This window comes from Rhodococcus sp. T9N, from assembly GCF_024436645.1.
GTDB classification, from domain to species: domain Bacteria; phylum Actinomycetota; class Actinomycetes; order Mycobacteriales; family Mycobacteriaceae; genus Rhodococcus_F; species Rhodococcus_F qingshengii.
Genome location: NZ_JAMSKS010000011.1, coordinates 41,408 through 64,368, shown reverse-complemented (window position 1 = coordinate 64,368; position 22,961 = coordinate 41,408). Strand labels below are relative to the sequence as shown.

Annotated in this window: 21 protein-coding genes, 1 tRNA gene and 1 riboswitch; of the genes, 10 read left to right on the top strand and 12 right to left on the bottom strand. The window is 63.2% G+C overall.

Going from position 1 to position 22,961, the window contains the following annotated elements; translation table 11 throughout:
- Positions 1–107 precede the first annotated feature (107 nt).
- From M1L53_RS18635 to M1L53_RS18625, 3 genes are all read left to right on the top strand, one after another.
- Entirely contained in the window at positions 108–1,133 is a 1,026-nt protein-coding gene (locus M1L53_RS18635) for a YncE family protein (protein ID WP_054187385.1), read from the top strand.
- Positions 1,133–1,381: a DUF5703 family protein gene (locus M1L53_RS18630; protein WP_003946171.1), complete on the top strand. Its 249-nt coding sequence runs from the start codon at positions 1,133–1,135 to the stop codon at positions 1,379–1,381. The genes M1L53_RS18635 and M1L53_RS18630 overlap by 1 nt, the downstream gene beginning before the upstream one ends.
- A gap of 75 nt (positions 1,382–1,456) precedes the next feature.
- Positions 1,457–2,527, top strand: coding sequence for a quinone-dependent dihydroorotate dehydrogenase (locus M1L53_RS18625; RefSeq protein ID WP_054187384.1), 1,071 nt, complete (start codon positions 1,457–1,459; stop codon positions 2,525–2,527).
- Positions 2,528–2,585: 58 nt separating this feature from the next.
- On the opposite strand, the gene M1L53_RS18620 is transcribed toward M1L53_RS18625, so the two are convergent.
- Positions 2,586–3,122, bottom strand: a complete 537-nt coding sequence (locus tag M1L53_RS18620; RefSeq protein WP_054187383.1) for a YbhB/YbcL family Raf kinase inhibitor-like protein — start codon at positions 3,120–3,122, stop codon at positions 2,586–2,588.
- Positions 3,123–3,187: 65 nt separating this feature from the next.
- A complete protein-coding gene (locus M1L53_RS18615; protein WP_003946170.1) occupies positions 3,188–4,540 on the bottom strand; it encodes a M20/M25/M40 family metallo-hydrolase in 1,353 nt (450 codons plus the stop codon).
- 118 nt (positions 4,541–4,658) lie between these two features.
- Between M1L53_RS18615 and M1L53_RS18610 the strand changes: the two genes are divergently transcribed.
- The 7 genes from M1L53_RS18610 to M1L53_RS18580 all read left to right on the top strand — a co-directional run bounded on the left by M1L53_RS18610 (position 4,659) and on the right by M1L53_RS18580 (position 13,617).
- Positions 4,659–4,744, top strand: a tRNA-Leu gene (locus M1L53_RS18610).
- A gap of 108 nt (positions 4,745–4,852) precedes the next feature.
- Positions 4,853–6,394, top strand: coding sequence for an SDR family NAD(P)-dependent oxidoreductase (locus tag M1L53_RS18605; protein WP_074447104.1), 1,542 nt, complete (start codon positions 4,853–4,855; stop codon positions 6,392–6,394).
- 158 nt (positions 6,395–6,552) lie between these two features.
- The gene (locus tag M1L53_RS18600) at positions 6,553–6,984 is read left to right on the top strand and encodes a universal stress protein (RefSeq protein ID WP_003946198.1); all 432 of its coding nucleotides are present in this window, start codon (positions 6,553–6,555) and stop codon (positions 6,982–6,984) included.
- A gap of 44 nt (positions 6,985–7,028) precedes the next feature.
- Positions 7,029–8,279, top strand: coding sequence for a trans-acting enoyl reductase family protein (locus M1L53_RS18595; protein WP_042924714.1), 1,251 nt, complete (start codon positions 7,029–7,031; stop codon positions 8,277–8,279).
- Between the two features lie 152 nt (positions 8,280–8,431).
- Positions 8,432–10,615: a malate synthase G gene (locus M1L53_RS18590; protein ID WP_054187382.1), complete on the top strand. Its 2,184-nt coding sequence runs from the start codon at positions 8,432–8,434 to the stop codon at positions 10,613–10,615.
- A 159-nt stretch (positions 10,616–10,774) separates the two neighbouring features.
- Positions 10,775–12,469, top strand: a complete 1,695-nt coding sequence (locus M1L53_RS18585; RefSeq protein ID WP_007732001.1) for a VWA domain-containing protein — start codon at positions 10,775–10,777, stop codon at positions 12,467–12,469.
- Positions 12,469–13,617 (top strand): metallophosphoesterase, encoded by a 1,149-nt coding sequence (locus M1L53_RS18580; protein WP_054187381.1) that lies wholly within the window; start codon positions 12,469–12,471, stop codon positions 13,615–13,617. The genes M1L53_RS18585 and M1L53_RS18580 overlap by 1 nt, the downstream gene beginning before the upstream one ends.
- A 22-nt stretch (positions 13,618–13,639) precedes the next feature.
- Here M1L53_RS18580 and gcvP read toward each other — a convergent pair whose 3' ends face one another.
- The 10 genes from gcvP to M1L53_RS18530 all read right to left on the bottom strand — a co-directional run bounded on the left by gcvP (position 13,640) and on the right by M1L53_RS18530 (position 22,860).
- The gene (gene gcvP / locus M1L53_RS18575) at positions 13,640–16,498 is read right to left on the bottom strand and encodes an aminomethyl-transferring glycine dehydrogenase (RefSeq protein WP_054187380.1); all 2,859 of its coding nucleotides are present in this window, start codon (positions 16,496–16,498) and stop codon (positions 13,640–13,642) included.
- Between the two features lie 53 nt (positions 16,499–16,551).
- Positions 16,552–16,680, bottom strand: a riboswitch (glycine riboswitch).
- Between the two features lie 220 nt (positions 16,681–16,900).
- Positions 16,901–17,455 (bottom strand): MerR family transcriptional regulator, encoded by a 555-nt coding sequence (locus tag M1L53_RS18570; protein WP_021344354.1) that lies wholly within the window; start codon positions 17,453–17,455, stop codon positions 16,901–16,903.
- 332 nt (positions 17,456–17,787) lie between these two features.
- A complete protein-coding gene (locus tag M1L53_RS18565) occupies positions 17,788–18,261 on the bottom strand; it encodes a bifunctional nuclease family protein (protein WP_003946194.1) in 474 nt (157 codons plus the stop codon).
- Positions 18,262–18,354: 93 nt separating this feature from the next.
- Positions 18,355–19,092: a MerR family transcriptional regulator gene (locus M1L53_RS18560; RefSeq protein ID WP_003946161.1), complete on the bottom strand. Its 738-nt coding sequence runs from the start codon at positions 19,090–19,092 to the stop codon at positions 18,355–18,357.
- Positions 19,092–19,586, bottom strand: coding sequence for a glycogen accumulation regulator GarA (gene garA, locus M1L53_RS18555; protein WP_003946166.1), 495 nt, complete (start codon positions 19,584–19,586; stop codon positions 19,092–19,094). The genes M1L53_RS18560 and garA overlap by 1 nt, the downstream gene beginning before the upstream one ends.
- A gap of 211 nt (positions 19,587–19,797) precedes the next feature.
- Positions 19,798–20,202 (bottom strand): glycine cleavage system protein GcvH, encoded by a 405-nt coding sequence (gene gcvH, locus M1L53_RS18550; protein ID WP_003946160.1) that lies wholly within the window; start codon positions 20,200–20,202, stop codon positions 19,798–19,800.
- A gap of 45 nt (positions 20,203–20,247) precedes the next feature.
- Positions 20,248–21,030 (bottom strand): DUF881 domain-containing protein, encoded by a 783-nt coding sequence (locus M1L53_RS18545; RefSeq protein ID WP_007731994.1) that lies wholly within the window; start codon positions 21,028–21,030, stop codon positions 20,248–20,250.
- 3 nt (positions 21,031–21,033) lie between these two features.
- A complete protein-coding gene (locus tag M1L53_RS18540) occupies positions 21,034–21,384 on the bottom strand; it encodes a small basic family protein (protein ID WP_003946178.1) in 351 nt (116 codons plus the stop codon).
- 13 nt (positions 21,385–21,397) lie between these two features.
- Positions 21,398–22,264 (bottom strand): DUF881 domain-containing protein, encoded by an 867-nt coding sequence (locus M1L53_RS18535; protein WP_054187379.1) that lies wholly within the window; start codon positions 22,262–22,264, stop codon positions 21,398–21,400.
- Entirely contained in the window at positions 22,261–22,860 is a 600-nt protein-coding gene (locus M1L53_RS18530) for a CDP-alcohol phosphatidyltransferase family protein (RefSeq protein WP_030537518.1), read from the bottom strand. Before M1L53_RS18530 ends, M1L53_RS18535 begins: the two co-directional genes overlap by 4 nt.
- Positions 22,861–22,961 lie beyond the last annotated feature (101 nt).

The window sequence follows — 22,961 nt, the reverse complement described above, 5'->3', positions numbered from 1 at the left end:
GGTCGGTAGTTCCTCGACGCGATGAACGGCGCCCGACTGCGATCAGGGATGATCGATGACAGTCGCACTGCGTGAAGAACAGATGACAAGAAAAAGAGGAACTACACATGGCTCGCCTAGGGATCCGCACCACTTCAGCAGCAATGGGGGCGGCGGTTCTGCTGGTCACAGGATGTTCTTCCGGAGATGGCGGAGACGACCTCATCACGATCGATCCCGCAACGGCAGCGGTCTCACCGGCCACCACCAGTACCCCGGACGGCGTGGTTCACCCGTATTCAGGTCTGATCGATTCCATCACATTCGACCCGATCACGCGCAGCGCTGTAGTGGTTGCCAACGACCCCCGTTCGGTGCTGGTCGTTCCTTCGGACGGTTTGGCCGGCGCCGACCCCGCCTCTGCAGGTCGTCCAACAGCCCTGGATTCCGACGTACGCGACGTTTCGATCGGCTCTGACGGTAGCGCTCTTCTGTCGATGGATCGCCAGGTAGTGAAGCTGAATCTGACTTCGGGCGAACAGATGTCCATCCCGGTCGACGGGCAGGCGAATTCAGCGGTCGAACTCAACGACGGCCGCATCGCGATCGGCACGGACAATGGTTCAGTTCACATCGTCGACCCGAAGACCGATCAGTCACAGACGGTTTCGGGATTCGCATCCGTCGACGAACTCGCGGTCACCGGCGACAACCTGAGCGCCCTCGATCACCATCAGACCTCGCTGACGGCGATCAACCTCGAAGACGGCAAACTCGGCGTCGCTCTCCGCGCCGGTGAGGGCGCAACTCATCTGGCCACCGATCGCTTCGGACGCATTCTGGTCACCGACACCACCGGCAACGAACTGCTCGTCTTCACTGCCGATCCGCTCCTGATGCACCAGCGCTACCCCGTCGGCGAGTCGCCGTACGCCGTCGCCTACGACGAGGCCGCGGATCGGGTGTGGGTGACACTGACCGCGACCAATGAAGTGGTCGGCTTCGATCTGTCGTCCGGCATCCCCGTGGAGACCGGACGGTTCAAGACGGTGCGACAGCCGAATTCGTTGGCCGTAGACTCTTCCAACGGCAATCTGATCGTCGGATCGGCAACCGGTGACGGGCTGCAGGTCATCCCGTCACGGGAGAACTGATGGAAAAGCGTACGCGCGGGATCCCCGCGCAGTGGGAGACGTCGGACGACAAGTTCGACTACGTGCCGCTCCGGCTACCGCCGAACGTTTCGCGGGTCACGGCGTCGATGCGTCTGGCGATCTCCGCCGAGTTCGGCGGATGGGAACTCTCCCGAGTCCGTCTCTACCCCGACGGCAGTCGTCGCGTGCTCCTCAAGCGAAAGAAGACGCCGCTGCACGTGACCGATCCGGACGGCATTCAGCACTGATCGTCCAACAGACGACCAGGGCCCGCCGCTGTCGAAACCGCTGACAAAATCACACCATCGAAGAGCTGGAGAATCGTGTACCAACTGCTGCTGAGCCTGATGTTCCGGGTCCCACCGGAACGCATCCACCACATTGCCTTCACCGCGATGAAACTGGTGACACGGTTCGCTCCCCTTCGCTGGCTGGTCGCAAAAGTCCTTGTCGTCGACGACCCGGTTCTGCGGAGTCAGGCATTCGGTCTGACGTTCCCGGCACCTCTCGGCCTCGCCGCAGGATTCGACAAGGACGCCACCGGCGTCGACGCCTGGGGCCCGTTGGGATTCGGTTTCGCCGAGGTCGGAACAGTGACGGCCCAGGCTCAGCCCGGTAACCCCGCGCCGCGTCTCTTCCGTCTTCCGGCCGACCGCGCTTTGATCAACCGGATGGGCTTCAACAACCACGGCGCTGGTCACGCGGCGAATTTCCTGCGACAGCGCCGCGTCACGGTCCCGATCGGTGCCAACATCGGCAAGACCAAGATCGTCGAAGCCGCCGACGCCGCTGCCGACTACACCGCCAGCGCGCAGCTTCTGGGTCCGCTGGCCGACTTCATGGTCGTGAATGTCAGCTCGCCGAACACGCCCGGACTCCGTGATCTGCAGGCCGTCGAATCACTGCGCCCGATCCTGCAGGCCGTGCTCGACACCGTCAGCGTGCCGGTACTGGTGAAGATCGCGCCCGACCTCTCGGACGAGGACGTCGACGCGGTCGCCGATCTGGCAATCGAACTCGGGCTTGCCGGAATCGTCGCGACCAACACCACGATCCGTCGCGACGGTTTGAAGACCCCGGACGCCGAGGTAGCTGCACTCGGCGCAGGCGGGCTGTCCGGTGCACCGGTCGCCGAGCGCTCACTCGAAGTACTTCGGCGCCTGTACGTCCGAGTGGGCGACAAGATGACCATCATCTCGGTCGGCGGTATCGAGACGGCCGATCAGGCGTGGGAACGGATCCTCGCCGGCGCGACACTGGTGCAGGGATACACCGGCTTCATCTACGGCGGACCGTTCTGGGCTCGCAGCATCCACAAGGGGATAGCCAAGCGGGTCCGCGCAGCGGGTTTCTCGTCGATCGCCCAGGCTGTGGGAGCTGAGAACCCTCGCTAGAAACTGCTGTGCGCCTTTATTACCCGCGGGGGTTTAATAACGGCGCACAGCAAAGTGACTATTCGACCTCGAACGTCCCGGTCAGGGTTGCACGCGCAATCGCGTGATGGAACACGTTGAAACCGAGGAACGCCGGCGACGAGTCAGGGGTGACTCCGTCGAGCGTCTCCACGTCGAGGGCATGCACCGCGACGATGTAGCGATGCGGACCGTGCCCGGGAGGCGGGCCTGCACCGATGAAACCGAACCCGCCACCGTCGTGGCTGAGGGTGACGGTTCCGGCGGGCAGGACATCGCTGTCCGCCGCGCCGGCACCGGCGGGGAGCTCGGTGACGGAAGCGGGGATGTTCGCCACGGCCCAGTGCCAGAACCCCGACGCAGTCGGTGCGTCCGGATCGAACACCGTCACGACGAAGCTCTTCGTCTCGGCTGGAAAGCCGGACCACGAGAGCTGCGGTGAGATGTCTTCGCCACCGGGGACACCGAAGGCTCCACTGGCCTGAGCAAGCTTCAGCGGCTGGCCCGCAGTGATGTCGTCACTGGTCAGCTCGAAACTCGGCAACTTCGGCAATGGTTCGTACGGATCGTGCGCCATGCGAATCCTTTCTGTGACAAGAGAGCTCGATGTGCGTCGAGCTCACGGATCTATCTACGTGCTCGTCAGGAATTGAGCAGGAAATGTTCCAGAACACGTGTCCCGAACAGTAGTGCGTCCACCGGAACTCGCTCGTCGACGCCGTGGAACAGCGCGCTGAAATCCAGCTCGGGCGGCAACTGCAACGGCGCGAAGCCGAAGCAGCGAATGCCCAGTTTCGCGAATGCCTTCGCGTCGGTTCCGCCGGAGAGCATGTACGGAACTGTGCGAGCCTCCGGATCGTGGGCGAGGATCGCCTCGTTCATGGCGTCTACGAGGTGGCCGTCGAACGTTGTTTCGTACGAATCCAGCTTGGTGATCCACTCGCGGGTCACGTCGGGACCGATCAGTTGGTCCACCGTGCGCTCGAATTCGGCCTGCCGTCCCGGCAGCACGCGGCAGTCGAAGACCGCCTCGGCAGTCTGCGGAATGACGTTCGCCTTGTATCCGGCCTTGAGCATCGTCGGGTTCGCCGTGTCACGGAACGTCGCCCCGATGATGTTGGCGATCGTCCCCAACTTCGCGAGAGTCCCGTCGATGTCGGGTGATCCCGGATCGAAGTCCAATCCGGTCTCCTCGCCGACGGCGGTCAGGAACTCCGCGACCGAATCCGAGATCACGATCGGGAACTGGTGGGCAGCAAGCCTCGAGACCGCGCCGGCGAGTGTCGCGACTGCGTTGTCGTCGTGGAGGAAGGAGCCGTGTCCGGCGCGTCCCTTGGCAGTCAGACGCATCCAACCGAGGCCCTTTTCCGCAGTCTCCACGAGGTAGAGCCGGCGGTCGGTTCCGTCAGGCCGCGGAACCGTCAGCGAGAAACCGCCGACCTCACCCACGGCCTCGGTCACTCCCTCGAACAGATCCGGGCGGTGCTCGACCAGCCACTGGCATCCGTACTTTCCGCCAGCTTCCTCGTCCGCCACGAAGGCGAACACCAGATCACGCGGCGGTACGACGCCTTCCGCCTTGAACTGTCTGGCGAGGGCCAGGATCATCCCGACCATGTCCTTCATGTCCACGGCGCCGCGCCCCCAGACGTAACCGTCCTGGACGGTGCCGGCAAAGGGATGGACGCTCCAGTCGGCGGGCTCGGCCGGAACTACGTCGAGGTGACCGTGAAGCATCAACGCACCACGACCAGACTCGGCTCCCTTCAAACGAGCAAAGACATTTCCTCGGCCGGGTGCTCCGGACTCGACGTATTCCGTCTCGTAACCGACTTCTTGAAGCTGCGCGGCAACCCACTCCGCGCACGCACGCTCGCCTTTGGTGGTTTCGAGTTCTCCCGTGTTCGAGGTGTCGAAGCGGATGAGGGAACTGACCAGTTCGACTACTTCTGCTTCGGCTCTGCTCGGATTCGGATTATTCGGGGTTGTGGTCATTCCACTTTCCTACCATCGAATCAAACGACGCGGGCGACCGGAATGCCCCGCAACCTGGCGATTTGGGGCAGCTCACCTAATCGGATACTCTTTCCCAGCACCGAGAAATCGGGGCCGAGTCCGAGTGGCGGAATGGCAGACGCGCTAGCTTGAGGTGCTAGTGTCCTATTAACGGACGTGGGGGTTCAAGTCCCCCCTCGGACACTCTGTGTTGAGACAGACAGGAAAAGCTCCGGTTCATCGAACCGGAGCTTTTCTCGTAATTGGCGAAGTTCCCGCACCAGGGAACAGTCCGCGCGAGCGGCGATCGAGATGGAACAGAAGTTCGAAGTGGATACAGACACCAAGAAGTCGGATGCACTGCAGGCAGATTCGCTGGAAACAGCCGATTCAGAATCTGCTCGAGCCGAACTCACCGGCCTCGACCCCGCGGAACTCGAAATCTGCCTGAAGGTCCTTTCCGAAGCCGCCGAACTCGACGACGAGCATCCCGATTCGATCACCATGCAGCGCGCTGTCGGCCATCTGTTCAAGCGGCTCAAGAAGAAGCGTCGCCTCGCCTCGCGCGCAGCCGTCAACGAAGCCGACCGCCAAGTAGTCGCTGCGACTGCCACCGGTTCACCGGATCGCATCGACGACGAGACCGCAGGCATTCCGATCAAGTCGAACACCGCCGGCGCCTCCGCCGGAACGCTCATCAAGGCGCGGCCGTGCTACATCTGCAAGCAGCGCTACACCGCAGTCGACGCCTTCTACCACCAACTGTGCCCCGATTGCGCTGCCACCAGCCGCAGCAAACGTGATGCCAGCACTGATCTCACCGGCCGACGCGCACTTCTGACCGGCGGCCGCGCGAAGATCGGCATGTACATCGCGTTGCGCCTGCTGCGTGACGGCGCACATCTGACCATCACGACGCGATTCCCCAACGACGCGATCCGCCGATTCAAAGCGATGGAAGACAGCAACGACTGGATTCACCGTCTGCGCATCGTCGGCATCGACCTCCGCGACCCCGCCCAGGTTGTTGCACTCGCGGATTCCGTTGCCGCACAGGGTCCACTCGACATCCTCATCAACAACGCCGCGCAAACCGTCCGACGCTCCCCCGGTGCCTACGGCGCTCTGGTCGACGCCGAGTCCGGTGCGCTTCCCGCCGGTGAACTCCCTGATGTCCTGACTTTCGGCAAGACGAGCGACGCCCACCCCGCGGCTCTGGCCGGATCGCTGTCGGACGTCGCAAGCATCACCTCCGGAAATCTGTCCGCCGACGCGGTCAGTTCACTCGCCCTCGTCGCCAAGTCGGCGTCACCCGATCGCATCGAGCAGGGCATCGCCATCGACGCGGGCGGGCTGCTGCCCGACCTCGCGCACACCAACAGCTGGGTTCAGACCGTCGAAGAGGTCGATCCAATCGAGCTTCTCGAAGTCCAGCTCTGCAACTCGGTCGCGCCCTTCATTCTCGTTTCGCGCTTGCGCCCGTCGATGGCCGCGGCCGCTGCACGACGCAAGTACGTCGTGAACGTTTCCGCCATGGAAGGCCAGTTCAGTCGCGCGTACAAGGGCCCTGGCCACCCGCACACCAACATGGCCAAGGCAGCACTGAACATGCTGACCCGCACCAGCTCCAAGGAAATGCTCGACGACGGCATCCTCATGACCGCCGTCGACACCGGCTGGATCACCGACGAACGCCCACACTTCACCAAGATGCGGTTGGCCGACGAAGGTTTTCACGCACCACTCGACCTCGTCGACGGTGCCGCCCGCGTCTACGACCCCATCGTTCAGGGTGAACTGGGCGTCGACCTGCACGGCTGCTTCCTCAAGGACTACAAACCCTCGCCGTGGTGATGGGCGGCACCGCCGCGGTGGTGACAGGCAGCACCTAGCCGCCCCGATGTGGCGATCTCGTCACCCCCAAACCCCCGTGTCGAGTAGCTCATTTCAGGTAGAGCACAGCATTGCAGGCGATAATGGAGTGCGTACCTGCTCACCGACTCGGAGGAACCATGACGATCGCCGTCGTACACAAGGACAGCCCGGAAGGCCGCGCCGCAATCGTGGCCGCCGCACGGGAATCCGTGGGTCGAAGCGAGGAACTGCTGGTTCTGCACGTCCTGGACGACGTCAACATCGGAGGCACGGTCAACCTCGGAGACACCGAGGACGATCGGGCCGCTCTTCGCGGCGAGATCCAGTCAGCGCTCGACGCCGGTGGATTCTCGGAGACGAAGTGGGATCTGCGCACCACCGAGCACGACGGCGATCCGGTTACCGCGCTCGTCGACCTGGTCCACGACGCGGGTGTCGATCTCCTGATCGTTGGAACACGCCGGATGTCCCCCATCGGCAAGTTCCTCCTCGAACGCCCGCTGCAGCGTCTCCTACTCGAAGTGGAGGCTCCGATCCTCGTCGTCAAGGAACCCCTCCCCGCCGAGTGACCTCGGTCACATCACTTTCGGGTGCTCGTTTGTAGGCTGGCTCCATGACTGGAACCTCGCCCGCCCGAGAACTCGACATCATCGTCTACGGAGCGAGCGGCTTCGTCGGTAAGCTACTCGCCGACTACCTCGTCAAACATGCTCCCGAAGGCACGAAGATCGGCCTCGGTGGCCGTTCCCTCGAGAAGTTGGCAGCCACTCGCGCCGATCTGGGTACCGCCGCTGCCGATCTCCCCCTGATCATCGCCGACGCCGACGACGCCACCGCACTGAAGGCACTCGCCCAGCGAACCCGGGTCGTCGCCACCACGGTCGGCCCGTATGCCAAGTACGGCCACGCCCTTGTTCACGAATGCGCCTCCGCCGGAACTCATTACGTCGACCTCACCGGCGAGGTGCTGTTCCACCGCGAGAGCATCGACGACAACCATGAGCTGGCGGTCTCGACCGGTGCCAAGATCGTCCATTCCTGCGGATTCGATTCCATCCCTTCCGATCTCGGAGTTCACGTCCTGCACGAGAAGGTCGCCGCCGACGGCGCCGGCGAGCTCACCGACACCACCCTGGTGGTCACGGCCCTGCGCGGCGGCGTGAGCGGTGGCACCATCGATTCGCTTCGCAACCAGATCGACGTGTCGAAAGACGATGCGCGCCTGCGGAAACTTGCTGCCTCGCCGTACTCGCTGAGCCCCGATCGTGATCGGGAGCCCGAACTCGGACGCCAGAGCGACGTGAGCGTGGTCGACGGCAAGAAGATCGATCCGTCGTTGAAGGGGTGGAAAGCGCCGTTCGTGATGGCGTCGTACAACACACGAGTCGTCCGTCGCAGCAATGCACTCCGAGAGTGGGCGTACGGCAAGAAGTTCAAGTACAGCGAGGTGATGAGCGTCGGCTCATCGGTGGTGTCACCGGTGATTGCGGGCGGCGTGGCGGTCGGCCTCGGCGCGCTGGTCGCCGGACTCGCTCTACCTCCGACACGTTTCCTTCTCGACAAGGTATTGCCGGCTCCCGGTGAAGGTCCGAGCGAGAGCACCCAGAAGAAGGGCCACTTCACGCTCGACGTGTTCACCACGACCACGACCGGCGCCCGATACACATCACGAGTGAAGGCGAAGGGCGACCCGGGATACAGCGCGACGGCGGTAATGCTCGGCGAATCTGCGTTGTCGTTGGCGAAGGACCAAAAGGCTCTTCCCCCGGCCACCGGCGTTTTGACTCCAGCGACAGCGCTCGGCGACGTCCTGGTCGAGCGTCTACGCGCGGCTGGTTTCGAGATTTCCGCGCGCAAACTCTAGACAGAACGAATTTCACTTGATCGTTTCAGCTCTTCGCGCCCGATTATCGCAGCTCAGGGCGCGGACAGCGGTGGGAATACTCCCAGGTAACATTGATGTTGGTTCATGGCATCCATATGTGATGCTCCGCTTTCGGAAAAGTGAGGCTATTCATGACTGAGCGCGTTCAGGTCGGCAGTCTTCAGGTTGCCAAGGTTCTCTACGACTTCGTGGTCGAGGAGGCTCTTCCCGGCACCGGTGTAGACGCCGAAACGTTCTGGGCCGGCGCCGACAAGGTCATCACCGAGCTCGCACCGAAGAACCGCGACTTGCTTGCCAAGCGTGACGATCTGCAGGCTCAGATCGATCAGTGGCATCGCGATCACGCCGGCGCTCCCATCGACGCCGCTGCATACAAGGCGTTCCTGCAGGAAATCGGCTACCTCCTGCCGACGCCTGCCGAATTCTCGGTCAACACCGCGAACGTCGACACCGAGATCACCTCGACGGCCGGCCCGCAGTTGGTCGTGCCGATCCTCAACGCGCGCTTCGCACTCAACGCGTCCAACGCCCGCTGGGGTTCGTTGTACGACGCGCTGTACGGCACCAACGCCATCTCCGAGGAGAACGGCGCCGAGAAGGGTTCCGGCTACAACAAGGTCCGCGGCGACAAGGTCATCGCCTGGGCGCGTGAATTCCTCGACGCGGCAGCACCTCTCGTGTCGGGATCGCATGCAGATTCAACCAAGTACGTTGTCGACGGCAGTGAACTGAAGATCACGTTGGCAGACGGTACGGTCACCACGCTCGCCCAGCCGGAGAAGTTCGTCGGCTACCTCGGCGAGAAGGACGCACCGACGAGCATCCTGCTGCTCAACAACGGATTGCACGCCGAGATCCAGATCGACGCGTCCTCCCCGATCGGCAGCACCGACGCCGCCGGTGTCAAGGACGTCGTTCTCGAATCGGCCGTCACCACCATCATGGACTTCGAGGACTCGGTCGCTGCTGTCGACGCCGACGACAAGGTTGTCGGTTACCGGAACTGGTTGGGCCTCAATCGCGGTGATCTGTCCGAGGAGATCAAGAAGGGCGCCAAGTCCTTCACCCGCACGCTCAACGGCGACCGTAAGTACACCGCCGTCGACGGCAGCGAACTCAGCCTGCACGGCCGTTCGCTCCTTTTCGTCCGCAACGTCGGTCACCTCATGACCAACCCCGCGATCCTCGATGCCGACGGCAACGAGGTCCCCGAGGGCATCCTCGACGCCTTGATCACCAGTGCCTGTGCAGTGCACGGCCTCTCGATCAGTGACGCCAACGGACCGCTCGACAACAGCCGCACCGGCTCGATCTACATCGTCAAGCCCAAGCAGCACGGTCCCGAGGAAGTTGCCTTCACCACCGAACTGTTCGGCCGTGTCGAGCAGGTCCTCGGGCTTCCCGAGAACACGCTCAAGGTCGGCATCATGGACGAGGAGCGTCGCACGACAGTCAACCTCGCTGCCTGCATCAAGGAAGCCGTCGACCGCGTCGTGTTCATCAACACCGGCTTCCTCGACCGCACCGGCGACGAGATCCACACCTCCATGGAAGCCGGCGCGATGGTGCGCAAGGCCGAGATGAAGAAGCAGAAGTGGATCGGTGCGTACGAGGACTGGAACGTCGACACCGGTCTGGCCTGCGGTCTGCAGGGCAAGGCTCAGATCGGCAAGGGCATGTGGGCCATGACCGAGTTGATGGCAGACATGCTCGAGCAGAAGATCGGTCACCCCAAGGCCGGCGCCAACACCGCATGGGTACCTTCGCCGACCGGCGCAACGCTGCACGCGACGCACTACCACCGCGTCGACGTATTCGCAGTTCAGGACAGCCTGAAGGGCAAGCCTCGCGCGAGCGTCGACGACATCCTGACCATCCCGCTCGCTCCCAGCACCGACTGGACGGACGCGGAGAAGAAGGAAGAGCTCGACAACAACTGCCAGTCCATCCTCGGCTACGTGGTCCGTTGGATCGACGCGGGCGTCGGCTGCTCCAAGGTTCCCGACATCCACGATGTCGCGCTCATGGAGGATCGCGCCACGCTGCGCATCTCGAGCCAGCTGCTCGCCAACTGGCTGCGTCACGGCATCGTCAGCGAGAGCGACGTTGTCAGTGCACTCGAGCGCATGGCCCCGGTTGTCGACCGTCAGAACGAGGGCGACGCCGAGTACCGCAACATGGCACCTGATTTCGATTCCAACATCGCGTTCCAGGCTGCCAAGGAACTCATCCTCGAAGGCGCGAAGCAGCCCAGCGGATACACGGAGCCGATCCTGCATCGCCGCCGCCGCGAGTACAAGGCCGCCAACGCCTGATTTCACCTTCTTCGAACTCGAAGCTGAACCCGAACAGCCTCGGCACCGCTCCCGGTGTCGAGGCTGTTCGCGTAGGCCCCGAAGTTTCGTCACTAGACTGGCCAAGGACACAGTCCGTTCAACAGACATTCTTCGAGTGACCAAGGTAGGGCAAGGTACGTGGGCGAACATCGCGGCGGGTCAGGCGCCAGAGGTATCAGTAAGGGGCCGATTCTCGTCGTCGTGCTGATCGTCTTGATCGTGGCAGGCTTCTTCGGATGGAAGGCCCTCAGCAACCGGATCGACGATCAGGGACAGCAGGCAGCCGGTACGTGCGTCGAGGGCAACAAGACACTCGATGTCACCGCGGATCCGTCCATAGCCCCACAGGTCGAGGAACTGGCGAAGCGGTACACCCAGACCTCGCCGGTGGTGCGTGATCACTGCATCGCCGTCGTGGTGCACGGTGCGCCGTCCGCGTCGGTCTCGACGGCACTCGAAGCCGGTCCGGCGGCCCCCTGGGACGACGCAGCATTGGGACCGCGTCCCTCCCTGTGGATCCCGACGAGTTCGTTCGAACTCGCGCCACTGTCGGGCAAGGCCGTGATCAACGGTGATCCTCGCTCGCTCGCGAGTTCCCCGATCGTTCTGGCAGCCGGTCCCGAGACCGCGGCAGCATTGGCCGGCGCAGCATCGAGTTGGAAGTCTTTGCCTTCCGATCTGACGGTCGCCCTGCCGGTCGGAAGTACCGAAACCTCGATGGCTGCACAGGCGATCGCTGCCGACGTCGCCGATGCGGGTGCCGGCCCGGTCACGACGGATCAGGCGAAGTCCGCTCAGGTCAACGCTGCGCTCAGTGCACGGGCGTTGCAGTTCCAATCCTTGCCGACTCCCCCCTCGTCCACCGCCGAAGCCCTCGGAGCACTGAGCGCCGGAACACCGGATTCGGTGAAAGCCGTTCCGGCCACGGAACAGTCGATAGCGCAGAGCGCGAACGCGGCGATGACGACGTACTCCCCCGCCGGCGCAACGCCAGTCGCGGACTATCCGGCGGTCATCGTCTCGGGCAGCGGGATCGACGAAACCGCGTCGCGCGCAGCGGCACAGTTTGCCGATTTCATGCGTGAGCCGAATCAGTCACAGTTGTTCGTCGGCGCCGGTTTCCGGGTCGAGGGCCAAGACCTTCCCGATCTCGGGGCGGTGTCCCCGGCCAAGATCTCGTCCACGTTGAAACCGGCTTCGGCGGAGACCGCAGCGGCCCTCGGTGACATAGTCGCCAACCCGGTCTCGCCGCGTAGTGCCACCATCCTGATGGACACGTCGGCGTCGATGGGTACCGACGACGGTGGCACTACCCGCTTGGCGAACGTTGCCTCGGCGGTGAATACCCAATTGGGTCGCAGCCCTGACGCTTCGGACATCGGCCTTCGCGAGTTCAGCACGGGCACCGACGGAAAACCGTCCGAGCGCATCCTGGTTCCGGGCGGTTCACTGTCCGAGCCGAATCGGCGTGCCACGATCACCGATTTCCTCAACGGGCTTCGGGCCGGCGGAAAGACCTCCAAATACCCGGCGCTTGCCAGCTCCTACAAAGCCGCCGTGGACGGTTTCGACGCGGGGCGAGTCAACTCGGTGCTGCTGATCACCTCGAGTACGCCTGACGAATCCACCACGACGCGAGCCGAACTGCTCAGCGCGATCGCCGCTGCGGGCAATCCGTCGCGTCCGGTACAGGTCGACGTGATCGTCGTCGGTGCGGGCGACGACGTCTCCACACTCCAAGACGTCTCGGATCGGACGGGCGGAACATTGGTTCGGGTCGATTCGACGTCCGACCCCGCTCTCGCGGCCGCAGTGACCAAGATGCTGTCCTGATGGGGCGCGTCGCGGTTTTTGCAGTCCTTCTCGCCCTTCTGACCTGGTTCCTGCATCGCCGACTCGTTCGCGCCACCGGCATCCCGAGGCGATGGGCTCGTCTCGCCGACACTGCGCTTGTCGTCTTGGCGGTCTCGACGCTCATCGGGGTCGGCAGCGGCGAAGTCTTTCCGACATCGTGGGCGCGACCGATCGGATTTGTCGGATGGGTCTGGCTGGCTTCGTGGCTGTATCTGATTCCCGGACTGCTCGTGATCGGCCTGTTCGCCGGGATCGGTCGACTACGTGCACGCCACACGGATACCACGACCGAAGTCGACCCAGCCAAGCGTCGTACGTTGCAGTTGGCTACGGCAGCAGTCACTCTCGCGGCGATCGGCACCGCCGGCTACGGCGTCTACGAGGCGTCGGGCCCCAAGATTTCCCGCGTCCGCGTGCCGCTCGCTCGCCTACCTGAGGGCTTCAACGGATACCGGATCGCCTTGATCACCGACCTGCACGTGGGACCGGCCCGCGGGGTCGACTTCACCCGCAAGGTGGTCGATATCGTGAACTCGCAGAATGTCGATCTGATCGCGATCGGCGGCGACCTCGTGGACGGAACCGTCGCGAAAGTTGCTCCCGATCTTGCTCCGCTCGCCGATCTTCGGGCGCCCGACGGAATCTTCGGAGTCAGCGGAAACCACGAGTTCTACGCCGACGACGGCGGCAAATGGCTCGACGTGTGGGAGACATTGGGGATCACCACACTTCGCAACAGCCGCACCTCGATCCAGCATGGCGGCGATACCATCGACATCGTGGGCATCCACGACTACACGTCGCCGGCCCCGTACGAGCCGAACCTGACTGCCGCGCTCGCAGGTCGCGATCCGAATACTTTCGCCTTGCTTCTCGCGCACGAACCGCGTCAGGCGATCGAGGCATCCGAGATGGGTATCGATCTGCAACTGTCCGGGCACACTCACGGCGGTCAGATGTGGCCGCTGCGGTATCTCGTTCCGCTGCAGCAGCCTTCGGTGCAAGGCTTGGACAGGGTCGGAAACACAGTGCTGTACACGACGCGTGGCGCCGGGGCTTGGGGTCCGCCGGTACGCGTCGGCGCCCCGCCGGAGATCACTGTTCTCGAACTCGTACACGAGAGGTGATGATCTCCGGCGGGCACACGCCTTAGTTGCCTGCGAACGCTTCGATCGGCGGGCAGGAGCAGACCAGGTTGCGGTCGCCATGTGCACCGTCGATACGACGCACGGACGGCCACACCTTCGGGCGAGCCTTGCCACGCGGGAAGACGGCGATCTCACGCGAGTACGGGTGATCCCACTGCGCTGCAATGCTTCCCGCAGTGTGGGGAGCGCCGCGTAGCGGGTTGTCCTCCACCGTCCACTCGCCCGCTCCGACGCGATCGATTTCGCCGCGAATGGCGATCATCGCCTCGCAGAACTCGTCGATCTCTTCGAGGTTCTCGCTCTCGGTGGGCTCGACCATCAGTGTGCCGACCACGGGGAAGCTCATGGTCGGAGCATGGAAACCGTAGTCGGCCAGACGCTTTGCGACGTCGTCGACGGTGACGCCGGTGTCCTTGGTCAACCCACGGAGGTCGAGGATGCACTCGTGCGCGACCATGCCGTTCTCGCCGGTGTAGAGAACCGGGAAGTACTCGTCGAGTCGACGCGCGATGTAGTTGGCCGACGCGATGGCGGTCAGGCTGGCGCGGCGCAGGCCCGCAGCTCCCATCATCCGGATGTAGGTCCAGGTGATGGGCAGAATGGACGCACTGCCGTAGGGCGCTGCCGAGATCGTTCCTCTACCACCGAGTTCGGGCGCCATCGGGTGTCCGGGCAAAAACGGCGTCAAGTGTGAGCGCACACCGATCGGGCCGACGCCGGGTCCACCGCCGCCGTGCGGAATGCAGAAGGTCTTGTGCAGATTCAGGTGGCTGACGTCGCCGCCGAATCGGCCTGGACGGGCAAGGCCGACAAGCGCATTGAGGTTGGCGCCGTCGACGTACACCTGGCCACCGGCGTCGTGTACCGCTGCACAGATGTCGGAGATCTCGTGCTCGTAGACACCGTGTGTTGAAGGGTAGGTGATCATGATCGCGGCGAGACGCTCGGCGTGATCGGCGATCTTCGCGCGCAGATCGTCGACGTCGACGTCACCGTTGGCACGGCAGGCGACAACCTCGACGCGCATCCCGGCCATGACGGCAGAAGCCGCATTGGTGCCGTGAGCACTCGACGGAATGAGGCAGGTGTCGCGGTGGTCGTCGCCCCGGCTGAGGTGGTAGTTGCGGATCGCGAGCAGGCCCGCGTATTCCCCCTGGCTGCCGGCGTTGGGTTGCAGGCTGACGTTGTCGTAGCCGGTGACCGCGACCAGCCAGTCTTCGAGATCCTTGATGATCTTCAGCAGACCGGGCGCATCCGATGTCGGCGCGAACGGATGGATCGCGTTGAACGCGGGCCAGGTGATGGATTCCATCTCGGCGGTCGCATTGAGCTTCATGGTGCACGAACCCAGCGGGATCATGCTGCGATCGAGGGCGATGTCCTTGTCGGACAGCGCGCGCAGGTAGCGAAGCATTGCCGTTTCCGTACGGTAACGGGTGAAGGCTTCGTGCTGCAGGTAGTCGGAGGTGCGCTCCTGAGCAGCCGGAACCGAATTGCCCTCGGCTTCGATGGCGACAACAGCATCCTCGATCCCGAACGCGTCGAGCACGGCAAGGACGTGGTCGGCGGTCGTGGCCTCGTCGCAGGAGATACCGACATGATCGGCATCGACCAGACGCAGGTTGATCCCGGATTCCTTGGCCGCAGCGACGACGTCGGCCGCCTTGCCCGGAACCTGAGCGAGCACGGTGTCGAAGAACGAATCGTGGACGACGGTCACGCCGCCTTCGCGCAGGCCGTTTGCCAACGCGTGTGCGCGGGCAGCGACTCGCAACGCAATCGCCTTGAGTCCCTCGGCGCCGTGGTAGCTCGCGTACATCGCAGCGAGGATGGCGAGGAGCACCTGAGCGGTACAGATGTTGGACGTCGCCTTCTCGCGGCGAATGTGCTGCTCACGTGTCTGCAGCGCCAGGCGGTACGCCTTGTCTCCGTCTGCGTCGATGGAGACGCCGACCAAGCGGCCGGGCAGCTGACGCGCATGCTTGGAGTGCACGGCCAGGTAACCGGCGTGCGGTCCGCCGTATCCCATGGGAACACCGAAACGCTGGGTGGTTCCGAAGCACGCATCCGCGCCGAGCTCACCGGGTGAGGTGATGAGCGTCATCGCGAGGAGGTCTGCGCCGACGGCAACCAGTGCGCCGCGCTCGTGAGCTTCCGCGATGATCGAGGTGTAATCGACGACTCGTCCCGAGGCACCTGGGATCTGGGCGATGACGCCGAAGAAGTCACCTTCCGGAAGACCAGCGGTGAGGTCCGCAGAGACGATCTCGATTCCGAGCGGCTCGGCGCGAGTCTCGATGACGGCGAGGGTCTGCGGGTAGAGATCGGCGTCGACGACAAATCGTGGGGACTTGCTGCGGTTCGCGCGGCGCAGGAGCGTCATGGCTTCGGCAGCGGCGGTGGCCTCGTCGAGCATCGACGAGTTTGCCAGTTCCATGCCGGAGAGATCGGCGACCATGGTCTGGAAGTTGAGGAGGGCTTCGAGACGGCCCTGGCTGATCTCCGGCTGATACGGGGTGTACGCGGTGTACCAGGCCGGGTTCTCGATGATGTTGCGCAACAACACCGGCGGCGTCAACGTGTCGAAGTAGCCGAGGCCGATCATCGACGTCGCGACGGTGTTCTGGGCTGCGAGTGCAGTCAGTTCGGCAAGTGCCTCGTGCTCTCCGACCGGAAGCGGCAGAGCGTCGAGTCCGGCAGCGATGCCGTTCGGGGCAGCGTCGAGGATGACGGAGGGAACGGCCTTGGTTGCCAGTTCGTCGAGTGAATCGACCCCGACGAGTTCGAGGATGCGCGCGAGTTCCGCGGCGTTCGGACCGACATGGCGGTCGGCAAATATACGGCTTGCAGCGTCGATCACGACAACTCCCAGACAGATCGGAGGATCAGGACACACACCGAACTGCGGTGTGTTCCTCCCCCTCTGTCGCATGCTCGATTCCCGAGCGCCTGAGAGATTCGGTAGTGATCCGCCGAAGGCGGAAGCCACAGCCTTTCCCCGTCGGCGGGTGGGTTGTCCCACCGCTTTCCAGAGGCGTCGGAGCCCGTACGGTCCTTGGTGCCTGAGAGATTGACGGGGAGGTATTGCTCCTTCGGCGCCCTGATCCCGCTCACGACTGACCTTTGAGACAAAGACTGAAACAAAGACAAGTTCGGTGAATCGGTATCCGAGGCTCTCCCGTACGCCGGCGACGCAGGCCCAGTCTAGTTGACCGAAACGCCGACCTGCACCGTGGCATCCTCCAAAGAGATGTGACGTACGTTATCCGGTTTTGCGGCTGGCGCGATTCTTGCGTCGCGAAGCCAACTCGTCTTCCGGGTTGGGATCACTTTCGCCGCCGTCGGCCCGCTCGGCGGGGAAGTCGGCGATCGTTCCGGTGAGTTCACGCATCGCGCCACTGACTGCGATGCCGAATACGCCCTGCCCACCCTGGAGGAGGTCGACGACCTCTTCGGGGGACGTGCATTCGTACACGGTGGTGCCGTCGGAGAACAGAGTGATGTTGGCAAGATCGCGGACGCCACGCTTACGGAGGTGATCGACGGCAACGCGGATGTTCTGCAGTGAGATGCCGGTATCGAGCAGACGCTTCACGATCTTCAGAACGAGAATGTCCTTGAAGGAGTACAGACGTTGGCTTCCGGATCCGGCAGCGCCACGGATCGACGGAACAACCAACGACGTCCGTGCCCAGTAGTCGAGTTGGCGGTACGTGATCCCGGCGATCTGGCACGCACTGGGTACTCGATATCCGACGAGGTCGTCGGGGATGGAATCGTCCGGGAACAGGCCCGGCTGCAGCTCTTCGGAAGACATTTCTGCAGTCGCGGCACTACCGGCTATGCCCGTCCCGCGCTCATTCGACTGTTCTTCCACTGCCGTCTCCCTCTCGCTTCGCCATCATGTAACCAACCTGTGCTATCAGCAGTCACGAGAATCCCGTGCCGACCGAACTTTCAGATGTGAATCCAAGGCAGGTAATTCCATGAGTGGACTTACCTAGAGTACGCCTCGATCGACAAGGCGAGAAGATCTCCACCGCACGCAACGGTAAGTCCAGGAGGGTGCATGGTCAACGCAACACGCCGACCGAGACTCAACCTCTACTTGAGAGTTGAAGACTAAAGTCCGCAACCAGTCAATTCAGGCTAACCATCAGTGGCTTTGAAATCGTCCGGCGATATGGTGTCGAGGAATTCCTTGAACTTCTCGACCTCGTCTTCGCGCTCGTCGGGAATGACCAGACCGGCCTCGGCGAGAACAGCCTCCGACGCGAAGATCGGAACGCCGATGCGCAGGGCCAATGCAATCGAGTCCGACGGACGTGCCGAGACAGTGGTCTGCTCGTCGAAGACGAGATCCGCGTAGAAAGTGCCCTCTTGCAGGTCCACGATCCGAACTTCCTTGAGGCTCCGACCGAAAGATTCGATCAAGATCTTGATCAGGTCGTGAGTCAGCGGCCGCGCCGGCTCGACTCCCTGTTGTTCGAGAACAATCGCGGTAGCTTCGGTTTGCCCGATCCAGATCGGCAGGTACCGATCGCCGTCGGACTCTCGCAGCAACAGGACCGGCTGATTCTGAGGCTGCTCGACACGAACTCCGATCACACGCATTTCGCCCATCGAGCTTGCCTCCAACCTGACGTGATCCAGCCGACCGACTCCGATGCGGTCGTACTGAAATTCTATTCGAGTGTGCCCCGCTGATCGAGGAACTCAGCGATCGAGACTTCCCCGAACTGCCGATTTGACCAGACACGTGTGCAAAGTCAGTGACAGAGCGGCCAGCTCCCGCACCATTTCCTCGGCACGATCACGTGCTCCGGCGTCACGACCCTTGGCAACCGGTCCGGCGATCTGAGTCACCAGTCCCGCTTCGCGATCAGCAGCCAACTTGAACGCGCGCAGATGGCGAACCTCCAAGCCGTACTCGGACATCGCCTTAGCGGTGCGCGCCAACGTCACGGCATCCTCGTCGAAGAAGCCCGCCGCGCCGGGAACGACCAAACCGGTGCGGATCAGATCGGTCAGAAACCGATCGTCGATGTCAGCGCGCGCGAGAAGATCCTGACGACCTACTCGAACTTCGCGATCGACCCGGAACGCCTCGGGTGAGACATCGCCCGTAGCGATCGACAGGACGCGAGCACGACGAGGCGCAGGAACTTCTGCACTCACCGTCGCTGCGCCACTGTCGATCGCTTCGAGTTGTTCTTTGATCACTTTGAGCGGCAGGTACTGATCGCGTTGAGCGGTCAGCACGAAGCGAAGACGCTCGCAGTCCTCGACAGAGAATCTGCGGTATCCCGACGGTGTCCGTTGCGGGCTGATCAAGCCCTCGGACTCGAGGAAACGGATCTTCGAAATCGTCACGTCGGGAAAATCTGGACGCAACCGATCCAGCACGGAACCAATCGACATTCCGGGCTGGCTCTGCTGCCGCACTGCCGTCATTAGCTACCCGCACCTGCTGACGACTCGCCGACCTGCGAACCGCCGGCACGAGGGCCGGTGAGGAACACCAGACGGAACTTGCCGATCTGAACCTCGTCACCATTCGCGAGAACTGCCGAATCGACAGGCTCACGGTTGACGTAGGTGCCGTTGAGGCTTCCGACGTCGACGACGTGGAAATCTGCATCTTCCTGACGGAACTCGGCGTGACGACGGCTGACGGTCACGTCGTCGAGGAAGATGTCGCTGTCCGGGTGCCGACCTGCCGACGTCGTCGGCTGATCGAGCAAGAAGCGGGATCCTGCATTCGGTCCCCGCTTGACCACCAGAAGTGCGGCTCCGGCGGGAAGGCCTTCCACGCCCGAAACCGGCTGCTCGGCGGCCGGTGCTGCAGAGGAGGTGTTGTCGAGCTCATTGAGGAAGTCCGCGCGGAAAACCGAAGTGGTCTCCGCCGGCGACTCCCCATAGCCCGCGTCGTTACCGTTCTCGCTCACTGTTTCTCCTCCTGGGTCAATCATCCAGATCATGAATCACTGGACTACGCAGTGCACTTTCTTCACGAGCATCTTTCACAGTCACGTTCGATACGGCCCTGCGCCCCGACTCGGCACATGCGTACCTAACGACCGTACCCTGCGCAGACCGCCGTGTGCAGCGAGACAGGCCGCGACACAACACGAGTTGGCCGGTCCACGCGCAGGTTTTCTACTCGGACGTGAGTCCCTTGTATGCCTCCGCGTCCAGAGTTGCCGCGAGTGCGGCGTCGAGTGTGGCCTCGTCGGCAACCTCGAGTTCGACCAACCAACCCGTGTCGTACGGGTCGGTGTTGACGAGGTCGGGCTGTCCGTCCAATTCACCGTTCGCTGCAAGAACTTTCGCAGTGAACGGAGCAAAGATGTCGGAGACGCTCTTGGTCGACTCGACCTCACCGAGCGATTCACCGGCGGTCACGTCTTCGTCGACAGCGGGAAGCTGGACGAACACGACGTCACCGAGCTGCGACTGAGCAAAGTCGGTGATACCGACTCGAACTGAGGTCGGGCCGGTTCGCTTCACCCACTCGTGCTCCGCGGTGTAGCGCAGATCGGTAGGTGTATCGAGCTCACTCACAGTGGCTTCCTTTCACAGGCCGTCCGAAAGTCGGACGCAAAAAGATCAATTTCCGGGTTGAGCGTATTGGCGCGGATTCAATTGTCGCAAGACGGAGATCGTGACCTGCTGCGATTGCTCGACGGACGACGTTCCGCCATTGCGTGCGACATTGTCGAAGACGCCTCCGGGAATGTTCAACGCTGCCGCCAATGTCGGCGGATCTCCGATCGCGGTCACAGTGTACGGCTGCTCGATCCGGGTTCCGTCCAATTCGATCTCGCCGCCGCGCCCACTCACCCACGAGTTCACGCCGATACGAATGGGTTCGCCGTTCGCACCTGCGATCGAGATGGCTTCGGCACCGGCAGCACGCAGTTCCTGGATGAGATCGAGAATCACTTCCGATCCGACGCCGCCCGCCGGATCTGTCAGGGTCATCGTCACACCCGGTCCAGTGGCCGGAGCGGTCCCCACTTGAATGGAGAGTGAGGTCAGCCGCGCCCGCGCCTCGTCCAGCGCTGCTCCCGTGTTGCCACCGGCTTCCAAAGTGGCAAGCGATTCCTGAAGATTCGCGACTTCCTGCCTCAGCGCGGCTTCGCGCCGATTCAAATTGTCGAGAACCACCAGGAGGTCGGCAGGGCGCGCGGCGTCGAGTGAATCTCCGGCCACTGTGCTGCGTACCTGTGTGGCAATCGCAACGCCGAGCACGCCCAACAGCACAGCAGCGAGGATTGCGAAGACGACGTTGGTGCGGTGTTTGGACGGTGAACGCAACTCGTGACGACCTTCACCCGCAGTGGTGACGGGAGGTTCTTCTTCCGGTTCGGTCGTGGAATGTTCCGCCATGACTCACGCTCCGAACAGTCGGCGTCGCAATGCCGCTGCGTTGCCGAAGATCCGGATACCCAACACGACGACGATCGCCGTCGAGAGTTGAGTACCGACACCCAACTGATCACCGAGCCAGACGATCAACGACGCGACGAGCACGTTGAAGACGAAGGAAACCACGAACACCTTCGCGTCGAAGATTTCGTCCAGATACGCGCGTAGTCCACCGAAGACGGCGTCGAGCGCCGCAACGACAGCGATCGGAAGATAGGGCTGGATCACGTCGGGCACCTGCGGGCTGAAAACTACGCCCAGGACGATGCCGACGACCAGTGCTGCGAGTCCGTACAGGGCGGAACCGGCCTTCATCGAACTCCTTCTGTCACTTGGGTTCTGTGGGTTCTGTTGCCACTCGGACGGCGCGAGGCGCCGCAGGCGGCAGAGTCAACGAATCGTCTTCGGCCACCGCGAAACCGACTCCGTACAGTTGCGAGACGCTAGACATTCTCACGTAGGCGTCGCTGACGACGAATTTCCGCTGCAGTGCTCGCGTGTCTCCGATCGCCTCGACGAGGTACGGGGAGAAAACAGGTTGGTTGTCGACGAGCATCGCGCCGCCCGCCTGACGAATGGTCACCGTCGGCCCGATTCGCACGCCGCCGACGGCGATCGCCTCCGCTCCCCCAGCCCACAGGGCGTTTACGACGGTCTGCAGATCGCGATCGAGGACAACTGTCTTACCGCCGACACTCCGTTGCGACGCATCCGAGAGGTTCGGGCGTCCGGCCGGGTCGGTCAACGTCACCACCAGTCCCTCCCCGTGAACAGCTTCGGCTCCTGCGCCGGATTCGACCGCTCGCAGTTGGTCGAGGACGGCGCTGCCGCGTGCATCGCCTTCGAGCACCACGCCGCGCGCGGCGTCGACGGCTCCGCCGAGTGAATCGCGGGACGCGGCCAGCGAATCGATTCGATCCTCCGCATCACGGACCTTCGCCACCAACTCGCTTCGAACCTCTTCGGTGCCGGTCACCTGCTTCGTCGCCTGAACAGCCGAGACCGTGACGATGAACCCGATCAACAGTGCGCCGAGGGCCAGCCACGGCCCCGTCTTCGAGGATCTGTTCTTGGTGTGCTCGTGCTGGCGTTCGAATGCAGTTGCCTCGTAGCCCGGGTCGAGATGTTCGGTCATGAGTGAGCGAAGCAGCGACGGTACCGGGTTACGACGGACGTCCTCCCCGGTCGACTTCATCGGGGCACGACCTCGTGGGTTCGCGCAACGTCAACGGCCTTGAGCACGTAGATCGCGGCAGTCCACACGTACAGGACGGTTCCCCAGATCAGGAAAGCGAAACCGAAGGCATGGGTGAACGGTCCGATGGCCCAGTCTCCGTGCCCGGCAAGAATCAACGGCAGAGCGAACATCAGTAGGAAGGTCGCAGCCTTGCCGAGATAAACCACCTCGGGCGGTGGCAGGCCACGCCTGCGGTAGATCGGCAGCGTCAACGCAAGCAGAAGATCACGGCCGATGAGTATCGCTGCGACCCACCAGGGAATGAAATCGCGGGCGACGAAGGTGACCAGTGTCGTCACGACGTACAGACGATCGACCAGCGGGTCGAGAAGCGCTCCCAGACGCGAGGTCTGTCCGAGCACTCTGGCCAGCTTGCCGTCGAGCCAGTCGGTGAACCCGCTGAGCATCAGCAGCGCCAATGCCCAGCCGTCCGAGTGCGTGACGAGCAGCAGGTAGGCGAACAGCGGCAGAGCGAGTAGACGCACGATACTGAGCACGTTGGGAACAGTGAGAATCCGGTCCGTGGGGATCGGTTCTTGTTCGCCAGAGTTCACTGCACACACCTCGCGTCGTTCGATTGCCGTGCGGCCAGCTTTCCACAGCACGACGGACTATTCGCCGAGGCGCCGTAGCCTGAACTGTCCCGAGCGTGTCG

Excerpts from the sequence above, each read along its gene's own strand:
- M1L53_RS18635 (WP_054187385.1), top strand. The coding sequence starts at position 108 with ATGGCTCGCCTAGGGATCCGCACCACTTCAGCAGCAATGGGGGCGGCG.
- M1L53_RS18630 (WP_003946171.1), top strand. The coding sequence starts at position 1,133 with ATGGAAAAGCGTACGCGCGGGATCCCCGCGCAGTGGGAGACGTCGGAC.
- M1L53_RS18620 (WP_054187383.1), bottom strand. The coding sequence starts at position 3,122 with ATGGCGCACGATCCGTACGAACCATTGCCGAAGTTGCCGAGTTTCGAG.
- M1L53_RS18615 (WP_003946170.1), bottom strand. The coding sequence starts at position 4,540 with ATGACCACAACCCCGAATAATCCGAATCCGAGCAGAGCCGAAGCAGAA.
- M1L53_RS18605 (WP_074447104.1), top strand. The coding sequence starts at position 4,853 with ATGGAACAGAAGTTCGAAGTGGATACAGACACCAAGAAGTCGGATGCA.
- M1L53_RS18600 (WP_003946198.1), top strand. The coding sequence starts at position 6,553 with ATGACGATCGCCGTCGTACACAAGGACAGCCCGGAAGGCCGCGCCGCA.
- M1L53_RS18595 (WP_042924714.1), top strand. The coding sequence starts at position 7,029 with ATGACTGGAACCTCGCCCGCCCGAGAACTCGACATCATCGTCTACGGA.
- M1L53_RS18590 (WP_054187382.1), top strand. The coding sequence starts at position 8,432 with ATGACTGAGCGCGTTCAGGTCGGCAGTCTTCAGGTTGCCAAGGTTCTC.
- M1L53_RS18580 (WP_054187381.1), top strand. The coding sequence starts at position 12,469 with ATGGGGCGCGTCGCGGTTTTTGCAGTCCTTCTCGCCCTTCTGACCTGG.
- M1L53_RS18570 (WP_021344354.1), bottom strand. The coding sequence starts at position 17,455 with ATGTCTTCCGAAGAGCTGCAGCCGGGCCTGTTCCCGGACGATTCCATC.
- M1L53_RS18565 (WP_003946194.1), bottom strand. The coding sequence starts at position 18,261 with ATGGGCGAAATGCGTGTGATCGGAGTTCGTGTCGAGCAGCCTCAGAAT.
- M1L53_RS18560 (WP_003946161.1), bottom strand. The coding sequence starts at position 19,092 with ATGACGGCAGTGCGGCAGCAGAGCCAGCCCGGAATGTCGATTGGTTCC.
- M1L53_RS18545 (WP_007731994.1), bottom strand. The coding sequence starts at position 21,030 with ATGGCGGAACATTCCACGACCGAACCGGAAGAAGAACCTCCCGTCACC.
- M1L53_RS18540 (WP_003946178.1), bottom strand. The coding sequence starts at position 21,384 with ATGAAGGCCGGTTCCGCCCTGTACGGACTCGCAGCACTGGTCGTCGGC.
- M1L53_RS18535 (WP_054187379.1), bottom strand. The coding sequence starts at position 22,264 with ATGAAGTCGACCGGGGAGGACGTCCGTCGTAACCCGGTACCGTCGCTG.